Below are 10,595 nucleotides of genomic sequence, written 5' to 3'. Positions count from 1 at the left end.
ATCGCGTGATCTTCATGGACAAAGGCGCGATCGTCGAGGACGACCGCAAGGACGATTTCTTCTCGAATCCGAAATCGGAACGCGCGAAGGACTTCCTCGCGAAGATCCTGCACTGAGCGTTCACGCGGCTCACGCGCTTCAAGCGCGTCGATGCGGACACCGCCCGGCCGAGCGCCGGGCGGTTTTTTTTCGTCCGCTGTCCGCCGCTCGCGGGCGTTACCAGCTGTAGCGGTAGCCGACCTGCCCGACGATGCCGCGGCGATAGTCGCCGCCGATGTTGCGCGCGATCTTCGCGTTCGCGTACAGCTCGCCCGACTTGCCGAAGCCCGCGGTCACGCCGACGCCGAGCTCGTACCACGTGCGGCCGAGATGCGTCGCGAACGGCGTGCCGCCGACGACGGTCTGGCCCGGCGACAGGAAGTCGTGCAGCACGTCGGCCGTGAAGTACGGCGTGGCAGCGCTGCCGCCCGAACCGGACTGCAGGTTCGGCCGGAAGATGCGCACCCCGACGCGGCCGCGCAGCGCGTTCGTCGTCGTACCCGATACCGCCGATACGTTGTCGTTGAACCCGTTCAGCTTCAGGTACTGGTACATCAGCTGCGCCTGCGGCTCGACCGCGACCGGCAGGCCGCCGATCGCGAAGGGTTTGCCGACTTCCTGCGACAGCGCGACGCCGAAGCCGTTTTGCGACGCCTCGTTGCCGTAGCTGTCGCGATAGCGGTTGCCGTAGTGCGTGACCTGCCCGACGCTATCGAAGTACGTGCCGTCGGACAGGTACTTCGTCCAGTAGCCGCCGACGCTCTGCGCGTGCATCTCGACCGAGCCCGTCGACATCGACAGGTTGGCCGTATCGGCGCGTGCCATGTCGCTGAAGCTCGCGTTCGACACGCCGATGCTGGCCGTCACGCCCGCATGCGTGCTGGCGCCGCCGTTCGGCGCCTGGTCGAGCGTCCAGTCCTTGCCGAACTGCGCGAAGAAGGTGCGCTCGTCGGCCGCGAAGCGGCCCGCGTTCGCGTCGAGGCTCTGGCCGCCGATGCGCCCCCACACGCCGTCGCGATTGCCGGGCTGCTGCTTGTCGAGGTTGGCGATGTCGCCGACGCGCTCGTGCAGCTTGCCGAGCGTCGAGAAGCCGTAGTCGGCGTTCAGCAGCGGCGTGAGCGCGTAGCCGGCGACACCGGGGCGATACGCGAGCGTGCCGCCGCTGCCGTTGCCGTTGCCGCCGCCGTCGCCGCCACCGGACGGGTGGATCGGGTCGCCCGGGTCCGACGGATCGAGTTGCGAGCGCAGGTACCAGCCGTTCGCGTCGCCTTGCCCGCCGCGATAGAGCCGGTATTCGTACGCGCCCGCCTGCACGGGCCCGGCGAGCTGGAATGCCGATGCGGTAGTCGTGCCGCCGTTGGTCGTGACGACCACCGGAATCCCGTCGCCCTTCGTCTGCGCGCCGGTGCCGGCCGTGTTGGCGATCTTCAGGCCCGTCGTGCCGCTCGCCGTGCCGCCGTTCACGATCACCCGGTCGGTCGGCGATGCGTCGGCGCCGAGGAACGTGTTGAGCGCGATCGTGCCGCCGTTGCCGACGTAGCTGCCGGTCGTGAGCGTCTTGTAGCTGCCCGCGAGCGTCGGCGAACCGCTCGGCGCGGCGAATGCGACCAGGCCCGCGTTGTTCAGGCTGCTCAGCACGGAGCTCCCCGTCATGCGCCACGTGCTGGTGGGGTCGACGGTCAGTGCGACCGGGTCGATCTTGCCGGTCAGTGTCGTGCCGTTCGCGAGGAGCACGTTGCCGGTGCTCGAGGCGTCCGAGACGATGTCGCCGGCCAGGTTCACGGCCGAGGCGGTGAAGGTGGCGTTGCTGCCGTTCGACAGGTCGAGCAGCGTACCGTTGCCGGCCGTCACGACCGTGCCGTTGCGCACCGCGATGTCGGCCGTGCCGCCGCGCGCGGCGAAGGCCGGGCCGGTCGCGGACGTCACGCTGCCGCCGTCGACGAGCACCGAACTCGTCGCGCCGTTTGCGAGCGTATCGGACGTCAGCACGCCGGCCGCCGCGCCCTTGAGCGTCGTGCCGGTCAGTGCGAGCACGCCGCCGCTGTCGGCGGTTGCGCCGTTGCCGGCGGCGCTGGCGATCGTCGAGCCCGTATCCCCGATGCGGCCGCCGTTGCGTGCGACGATGCCGTCGGCCAGGCTGCCCGATGCGGCGATCTTCGCGGCCGACAGCAGGGCCGTCGCGCCGCCATCCATGACGATCGCGTGTGCGCCGGCACCCGTCGTCGCGACGGTCGTGCCGGTCGCCGCGAGCGTCGAATCCGCGCCCGTCACGTGGATGCCGAGCGCGTTGCTGCCGGCGGTGCGCACGACCGTCGCCGCATCGGCCGCGATGCGCGCGCCGCCGCCCGTCGACACGATGCCGTTCGCGCCGCCGCCGGTCGTCGTGACCTGTGTGCCGGACAGCGCGATCGTCGTATTCGTGCCGAGGTTGTGAATCCCGCTGCCCGAACCGCCGGCCGCGATCGACGTCGCACCGGCCGCGATCCCGCCGCCCGATACGGTCGAGTCGATCAGCACGCCGTCGGCGCTGCCGTTCGCGATCACGGTGCCGGTGCCCGACAGCGCGACCGATGCGCCGGCACCCGTCAGACGCACGCCCGCGACGCCGTCGTCGGCTTCGATCGAACCCGCGTTGGCCAGCGTGGCCGACGCGCCCTGTACGAGCGCACCGGTGCCGTTCGAGACGCGGATCGTCGAAGCGTTGTTCACCGTGCCGAGCGTGCCGACCACGACGCCCGTCGAGCCGGCGCCTGTCAGCAGCACCGAGTCGCGGTTCTCGAGCGTGCCGAGGTTCTGCGCGACGAAGCCCGTCACGCCCGCGGTCGACGACGTAACGGCCGCGTCGTTGGTCAGCGTCGTCGCGACCGGCGCGCCGGCATTGGCGCCGGCGAGGTCGTGCGCCTGGCCGTCGACGACGCCTGCGATCGCGCCTGCCGCATTCAGGTTGATCGTCGCGCCCGCGTCGATCGTACCTTGCGCGCCGCCCTCGACTCCGATCGCGATCCCGTTCGCGCCGTTGACGTTGTAGATCGCGTTACCGGTCGACAGCACGGTGCCGGCGTCGGTCGCGAGCACGCCGTGCGCGCGCTGGCCGTTGACGTCGGTCGTCAGCGTTCCGGCTGCCGACGCGCCCGTGTAGGCAGCGCCGCCCGCGACTCGGAACAGCGTCGAATCGTCGGTGTCGACGCTCAGGTGCTGCGCGGCGACGTTGATCTTCGAGCCGGCGCCATACGCATAGAAGCCGATCTGGCTGGTGCCCGACATGAACGCCGGCACCGCGTTGGCGCCGACGTCGATCGTCGCGCCCGAGCGCGCGTGCACGCCGATCGCGCCGGTGCCCGTCAGGTTGAGTGCGCCGTCGAGCGTGGCTTTCGCGTGCGGCCCCTCGGCCCACACGCCGTAGTTTCGTGTGCCCGATGCGGGATCGAGGCTGCCGGCCACGTTGATCGTGCCGGTCGAGGTCGCGGCCGTCGCGTTCGTGCCGGTCCCGACGACCATGATGCCGATGCCGTTTACGCCGTTCAGCGTGATGGTGCCGGTGTTGGTCACGGTCGCCGCCGTGTTGGCCGCGAGCATGCCGACGTCGGCGAGCGGCGTGCCGGGCGCCGCACCGTTGACGACGATCGAACCCGCGTTGGTCAGCGTGCCCGACGACGAGTTGATGCTCGCCATGGCGGCGCCGTTCTGCGTCTGCGATCCGATCACGATCGTGCCGAGGTTGTTCGCGGTGCCCGACGGGCCGAGCAGGATGCCGTATGCGTGCGCGGACAGCGCGACGTCGTTCGCGGCCTCCGGCGTGCCGGCATCGTACTGGGCCGCGCGGCCGAGATAGATCGTGCCGCCGGCTTCGTTCGTGAAGCTGCCGCCGGCGACGAGGCCGCCGATCACCTGGCTATCGAGCGTCGTCGCGTTGACGCCGACGTTGATCGTGCCGGCGTTCGATGCGCTCGCACCGTCGGTCGCGGCGATCGCGTAGTTCTGCAGGTCGAGCCGGTTGTGGTCGAGATTCCACGCACCGACGTTCATCACGCCGTTGTTGACGAACGTGGTGCCTGTGCCGTTGGCATACACGCCGCTGCCTTCGACGTACGTATTGAGGCCGAAATTGTCGGGCGATGCGGTGCCGCCCGTGCCGAAATTGTCGCCCGCCGTGTAACCGGACGAAATCACGCCGTTGTTGACGCCGCTCGCGCCGCTCAACAGGCGCACCAGGTTGAAGTCGCCCGACAGGCGCCCGTCGTTGACGAAGTGCGCGCCGTTTTCCGCGACGACGGCCGCGCTCGCGTCGATCGTATTGGCGCCGCGGAAGTCGATCTGGCCGTCCTTGCCGATGTGCAGCGTCGCGTTCGCGCCCGTGCCGTGCATCACCGACGGATAGTTTCTGGGGAGCGCGTTCTTGTCGTCGGGCGACACGTTGTTCGCATACTCGAAGGTTTGCGTGGCGAACGTCACGGCCTGGCCGAACGCATTGTCGTAGGCTGCCTGCGAGCCGAGTGCGCCGCTCTGGACCGAACGCACGAGAAAGTTGTTGTACGCGGCGAGCGACGCGGCGTCGGTGACGGTCCACGTGCTGCCGTCGAACGCGGTGAAGGTGCCCGCGTAGGTCGGCACGTCGAGCTCGACGCGGCCGACGGGGCCGCCGCTTGCCAGATAGTCGCCGGTGATGAACCAGACCTGGTTCCGCGAATTCCAGTTGATGACGCTCGGTGTCGAGCCGGTGCCGTCCGCGTAGGTCAGGTCGGTCTGCTTGGCCGCGATCGTGATCGCGTTGCCGGTCGCCGCGGGCGCGTTCGCGGGGTTGCCGATCGATACGTCGAGCGTGCCGCCCGAATTCGCGACCGTGCCGATGCGCGTGTTCACGTACTGGTCGCCGTTCACGTCGTGATAGACCTGCACGACGGTCGAGCCAGCGGTCGACGCGACGAACGCGGCCGAGTCGTAAGTGGCGACGGACGTATGGCCGCCCGTGATCGAGTCGGGGGTGCCGACGCTCTGCGTCTTGCCGCCGAGCGATACCAGCGGCTGATCCGGATTGCCGGAAATGATGGGCGTGTTGGCGAACGGCATCGGCGTGTAGCCCATGTCGCCGGTTGCGCCGGTCCATCCGCCCGTCAGGCCGACGCGGTCGCCGCCCGACACGGTCGTGGCGCCGGCGAGGTCGTCATTGACGGTCGGGCTGAAGCTGCCGAGCGCGCAGGTACCGCCGCTCGCGACGGCCGCGCCGCTGCCGCACGTCGATGCGTACGCGGAGCTTGCCGACAGCATGGCCAGCACGGCACCGAGTGCCGCGGCGCGAAGCGGCGTCCTGCGCGCTGCCGTGTGGGCGGCGCGCAGGCTTGCGCCGGATGGGCTGCCCGACCGCTTGCCGCGCGCCCGCGCCGTTTCCGCAACCGCGACCCAGCAGCCGGTGGTCTCGCTCCATATCGATCGAAATGAGTGATTCACGACAAGCCCCTCTCTCTTGTTTTCATGTGGTTTTCACCGCGGTGCGGTGAAATCGCAATCCGCGGTGAGGAATGGCGTGAATGGATGCGCGGCGGCCGTGGCCGTATCTCCGCCATTCGCGATTCGTTACACCGAGGATGAGCGGACTCTACTGATCGGGAAGGAGGTGAATTGTCGGGAAGCTAACAAATGCGGCAATAGTGCTGTTTTTATTCTGTATTTCTTGATTGTGTGACGAATCGAACTGAAAGCCTTGTGGGGTAAGGATTCTGCCGATTATTTACGTGCGGGTTCGTGATCGCCGGATCAGTGGGCTGGCGCACGGTTTGCATCAGGTTGGTGCGTTAAAATGCGGTTTCCGGATTGTCTGTATTCCGATTGGGTGATTTATTATTTTCTCGCCTGGGTCGTTTTATATTGAAACGAATCGAATCGGGCGAATGTCGTGTTGCTTCGCTTCGATATACGGGAATTTGGCCCGGATGAACCGGAATCGGCAGCCGGCGAGTGATATACCCCGGCGACGAGCCGTCGACTCGCCGGACAGTGGCTGACAGGGGAGGGGCGCCAGCGCGCCGGGCTCAGAAGTCGATCGCGTCGTCGGAATCGACGTCGGCGGCGGTGGCGAGCGCCTCGCGCGTGTCACGCGGCGCCGACGCCGATGCGTCGAGCGCCGGATTGCGCAGCTTCTCGAGCACGCGTTCGGGCACCGGGATCCGCATCCGCGCGGCGACGTCGCCGCACTGGAACATGATCAGTTCGCCCGGCTCGAACGCGGTCCAGACTTCGTTGTCGGTGAGCGGCTGCGTCGCGATCACCGCGACGCGATCCTCGGGTGTCGTGTATTTCGCGAAGTCGATCGACAGGTCTTCGTCGACGAGATGCGCGGTCGAGAACGGCCAGCGCCGCACGAGGTAGTGCAGCCGCGTCGAGCAGTGCGCGAACAGCGCCTGGCCGTTCGACATCAGGAAATTGAACACGCCGTGATCGGTGATGCCGCGTGTCAGCTCGCCGACGCGCTCGAACAGTTCGGGCAGCGGCGGCTGCGCGCCGGGAAACGTTTCGCGCAGCCCCTGCATCAGTACGCAGAACGCCTGTTCGCTGTCGGTCGTGCCGACCGGATGATAGACGCTGCCGTCCATGTCCGGTGCGTAGTCCTGGAGGTCGCCGTTATGCGCGAAGATCCAGTGCCGGCCCCACAGCTCGCGCATGAACGGATGGCTGTTCTCGAGCAGGATGTGGCCCTGCGTCGCCTTGCGGATGTGCGCGATGGTGTTCTTGGACTTGATCGGGTAGCGCTTCACCATTTCGGCGATCGGCGACGTGGCCGATGCCTGGTGATCGATGAACAGGCGGCAGGCCTTGTCCTCGAAGAACGCGATGCCCCAGCCGTCGGCATGGTGATCGGTGAGCCCGCCCCGGGCCGCGAAACCTGTGAAGGAGAATGTGACGTCCGTCGGCGCGGCGCAGTTCATTCCTAAGAGTTGGCACATTTTACTTGGGGCAGCAGGCTGAGGCGGGGGGTAACGAACCGGGCGAACCCCGGTACAATGCGGCTTCTAGCATATCACCGAGCCCTGAGCGGTAAAAAGCGGATTCCGCTGGCCAAAGGCCCCGTGTTGCGGTTTGCCGTCAGTCGGCCCGCGCACGCGCGTTCCGGCCCCGCCGATGGCCCGGCCGTTCCTCACGACGCCTCCTATGACTGCCTCGAACGCTTCCTCCCCGGCGACGCTCTCGCTCGCCCGTCCCGACGACTGGCACCTGCACCTGCGAGACGGCGACATGCTGGCCGCCGTGCTGCCGCACACCGCGCGCCAGTTCGGCCGCGCGATCGTCATGCCGAACCTGAAGCCGCCGGTGACGACCACCGCGCAGGCGCAGGCCTATCGCGAGCGCATCCTCGCCGCGCTGCCGGCCGGGATGACGTTCGAACCGCTGATGACGCTGTACCTGACCGACAACACGCCGCCCGACGAGATCCGCCGGGCGCGCGAAAGCGGCTTCGTGCACGGCGTGAAGCTGTATCCGGCCGGTGCGACGACGAATTCCGACCACGGTGTCACCGATCTCGCGAAATGCGCGAAGACGCTCGAGGCGATGCAGGAAACCGGCATGCCGCTGCTCGTGCACGGCGAGGTGACCGATGCATCGATCGACCTGTTCGACCGCGAGAAGGTCTTCATCGACCGCGTGATGACGCCGCTGCGCCGCGATTTCCCGGGCCTGAAGGTCGTGTTCGAGCACATCACGACGAAGGACGCGGCCGACTACGTGCGCGACGCCGATGCGGCGCCCGGCCTGCTCGGCGCGACGATCACCGCGCATCACCTGCTGTACAACCGCAATGCGCTGTTCGTCGGCGGGATTCGCCCGCATTACTACTGCCTGCCGGTGCTGAAGCGCGAGACGCATCGCGTCGCGCTGGTCGAGGCCGCGACGTCGGGCAACCCGCGCTTCTTCCTCGGTACCGACAGCGCGCCGCATGCGCGCGACGCGAAGGAAACCGCGTGCGGCTGCGCGGGCTGCTATACGGCGCTGCATGCGCTCGAACTGTATGCGGAAGCATTCGACCACGCCGGTGCGCTCGACAGGCTGGAAGGCTTCGCGAGCTTCTTCGGCGCCGATTTCTACGGGCTGCCGCGCAGCGCCGAGACGGTCACGCTGCGTCGCGAGGCATGGGAGTTGCCGCGCGAGATCTTCGCGGGCGATATACCCGTCGTGCCGCTGCGCGGCGGCGAGACGATCGGCTGGAAACTGGCGTGACCTTCGCGCCGCCGCGCGAACCTGGCCAGGCGGCCGGTAGCGGGGCGGCGGATTTTGCGCGGATCGACTGGTCCGTGCCGTGGCTCGGGCCCTACGCGGGCCCCGGTCGCGTCGTACAGGCGGCCGCAAGAGCGGGCGAGGCCGCATTGCTCGACGCGCTGAACGGCGCGTTGAATGGCGCCCCGAGCGATACCGGGCCAGACGGCCCGCGCATCAGCGGCCGTGGCCGGCCGCTGCGGTTCGTGCCGCAGGCCGCATTGCCGCCCGGCGTCGCGTACGAGACCCATATCGCGGAGACGGGCGGTGTCCCGACCCGCCACAATCTGCATGACTACTTCAACGCGCTCGTCTGGTTCGCGTATCCGCGCATCAAGGCCGTACTGAACGCGCGCCAGGCCGCGGCGATCGACGCGGCGGGCGGGGTCGGCCCCGTGCGCGGCACGTTGCGCGACGCGCTCACGCTGTTCGACGAGAACGCCGCGTTGTTCGTGACAGCCGACCGTGCGCTCGCCGACGCGCTGCGCGGGTTCGACTGGCCGCGGCTGCTGGTCGCCGCGCGCGAGGCCTGGGGCACGCGCTGCGAGGCGCGGCTGGTCGGCCATGCGCTGCTCGAGAAACTCGTCGCGCCTTACAAATCCTGCACCGCGCACACGTGGATCGTCGAAGTGGGCGCCGACTATTTTTCGTGGCCCGACGCGCAACGCATCGCGCATGTCGACGCCCGTGTCGCCGCGGAACTCGCGACGCGCGCGCTGACGAGCCGCGATTTCGCGCCGCTCCCGGTGCTCGGCGTGCCGGGCTGGTGCGATGCGAATGCCGAGCCGGCGTTCTACGACGATCCGGCCGTGTTTCGCAGCGGCCGCCGCTCGCGCGCTGCCGGCGGCGGCGCGCAGTGCTAGAATGCGCGTCGCAAAGCAGGCCAGGCAGTCGCGGCCTCGCCGCCTTCGGGCGCGCGGGGGCGAGGAAAGTCCGGACTCCACAGGGCAGGGTGATGGCTAACGGCCATCCGTGGCGACACGCGGAACAGGGCAACAGAAAGCAAACCGCCGATGGCCCGGCGCAAGCCGGGATCAGGTAAGGGTGAAACGGTGCGGTAAGAGCGCACCGCGGCGACGGCGACGTTCGCCGGCACGGTAACCTCCACCCGGAGCAATTCCAAGTAGGCAGGCGCGCATCTTCGGATGCAGGACGGGGCCCCCGTCTCGTCTGCGGGTAGGAAGCTTGAGCGCGTCAGCAATGGCGCGCCTAGAGGAATGGCTGCCACGCGTTGCGTGCTTCGGCGCGCAGCGTGCACAGAATCCGGCTTATCGGCCTGCTTTGCCGTTCGAATGCGAAAGGGCCGGCGTCTCCCAACGGAGCGCCGGCCCTTTTTTCATGTGCGCTCGCCGTGCGTTCAGCCGGCGACGATGTCGAACGAATGCGTGAGTTCGGCCGTCTTCGCGATCATGATCGACGCGGAGCAATACTTGTCGTGCGACAGGTTGATCGCGCGTTCGACCGTGGCCGGGTTCAGGTTGCGGCCGGTGACGGTGAAGTGGAAGTGCACTTTCGTGAACACCTTCGGGTCTTCGCTCGCGCGTTCGGCCTTCAGCGTGACCGAGCAGCCGCTGACTTCCTGGCGGCTCTTCTTCAGGATCAGCACGACGTCATAGGCCGTGCAGCCGCCGGTGCCGAGCAGCACCATCTCCATCGGGCGCGGCGCCAGGTTGTGACCGCCGCCTTCGGGCGCGCCATCCATCGCGACGAGGTGGCCGCTGCCGGTCTCGGCGGAAAACGCCATGCCGTCCTGGCCCATCCAGCTTACTTTGCATTCCATGCTTGCACTCCAGCGTTGCCTGATTCGGATTCGATCCGGCATTGTAGCCCGCGGCGCAACGGTCGGCTGATGCGGTGCACGACGCGCAACGCGGGCGCCGCCTGAGCGGCGCCCCGGACATTCAATTCCCCACCGGACTTAGGGGTTTTGCTCTAGACGACGGCGGCTCCTGATCGTGCCTTCCGGAATCAGGTCATTGATTTAAAAGAGAAAAGCAGCGATTCAAACGCGCCGCATTAAATTTCATATTGTGGCGTTTGATTTCGCAATGCAAATTTTCTTGTGGAGTCGACGACGCGTTCGTATAATGAGCCTCATTGGTTGTCGCGCTGCGGCAACCTCCGAATGTCTCCTCCACCCTCCTCCTATGGTGGATTAAGCCCGAACCAGCCGTTCGGGCTTTTTTTCGTCCCATGCAAACATCGGCGCGCGGTTTGCGCGCTCCGGCAAGGTTACGCGGGCTGCCTGGCGGCAGGCTGCGAGGTCGCGTCGGGCGGCGTGCCGCGCGGGCGCGCATCGGGCGCCGGCGCGT

6 protein-coding genes, 1 other RNA gene and 1 pseudogene are annotated in these 10,595 nt (G+C 68.0%); 4 read left to right on the top strand and 4 right to left on the bottom strand.

What is annotated here, in order from left to right; all coding sequences use genetic code 11:
* Window positions 1-116, top strand: a pseudogene (locus L810_RS47860) (amino acid ABC transporter ATP-binding protein); the annotation flags it as partial.
* Between the two features lie 100 nt (window positions 117-216).
* Here L810_RS47860 and L810_RS39970 read toward each other — a convergent pair.
* Window positions 217-5,484 carry an autotransporter outer membrane beta-barrel domain-containing protein gene (locus tag L810_RS39970; RefSeq protein ID WP_042978176.1) on the bottom strand — a complete coding sequence of 1,756 codons (5,268 nt, stop codon included), beginning with the start codon at window positions 5,482-5,484 and terminating at the stop codon, window positions 217-219.
* 581 nt (window positions 5,485-6,065) lie between these two features.
* Entirely contained in the window at window positions 6,066-6,977 is a 912-nt protein-coding gene (locus L810_RS39965; RefSeq protein WP_081052699.1) for a class II glutamine amidotransferase, read from the bottom strand.
* Between the two features lie 205 nt (window positions 6,978-7,182).
* Between L810_RS39965 and pyrC the strand changes: the two genes are divergently transcribed.
* From pyrC to rnpB, 3 genes are all read left to right on the top strand, one after another.
* Window positions 7,183-8,247 (top strand): dihydroorotase, encoded by a 1,065-nt coding sequence (pyrC, locus tag L810_RS39960; protein ID WP_021163809.1) that lies wholly within the window; start codon window positions 7,183-7,185, stop codon window positions 8,245-8,247.
* Window positions 8,244-9,146, top strand: coding sequence for a DUF3025 domain-containing protein (locus L810_RS39955; protein ID WP_021163808.1), 903 nt, complete (start codon window positions 8,244-8,246; stop codon window positions 9,144-9,146). Before pyrC ends, L810_RS39955 begins: the two co-directional genes overlap by 4 nt.
* Before the next feature lie 12 nt (window positions 9,147-9,158).
* Window positions 9,159-9,570: RNase P RNA component class A (gene rnpB, locus L810_RS44240), an RNA gene on the top strand.
* A gap of 70 nt (window positions 9,571-9,640) precedes the next feature.
* Here the strand turns inward: rnpB and L810_RS39950 are convergent.
* Together L810_RS39950 and L810_RS48805 are read right to left on the bottom strand one after the other, a co-directional pair.
* A complete protein-coding gene (locus tag L810_RS39950; protein ID WP_027788367.1) occupies window positions 9,641-10,105 on the bottom strand; it encodes an OsmC family protein in 465 nt (154 codons plus the stop codon).
* A gap of 151 nt (window positions 10,106-10,256) precedes the next feature.
* The coding region (locus L810_RS48805; RefSeq protein ID WP_218921753.1) for a hypothetical protein at window positions 10,257-10,595 on the bottom strand (339 nt) is incomplete at its 5' end.

This window comes from Burkholderia sp. AU4i, from assembly GCF_000466765.1.
Taxonomy (GTDB): domain Bacteria; phylum Pseudomonadota; class Gammaproteobacteria; order Burkholderiales; family Burkholderiaceae; genus Burkholderia; species Burkholderia cepacia.
This window is presented reverse-complemented; position numbering and strand designations above follow the sequence as displayed.

Excerpts from the sequence above, each read along its gene's own strand:
- L810_RS39965 (WP_081052699.1), bottom strand. The coding sequence starts at position 6,977 with ATGTGCCAACTCTTAGGAATGAACTGCGCCGCGCCGACGGACGTCACA.
- L810_RS39950 (WP_027788367.1), bottom strand. The coding sequence starts at position 10,105 with ATGCCGGATCGAATCCGAATCAGGCAACGCTGGAGTGCAAGCATGGAA.
- pyrC (WP_021163809.1), top strand. The coding sequence starts at position 7,183 with ATGACTGCCTCGAACGCTTCCTCCCCGGCGACGCTCTCGCTCGCCCGT.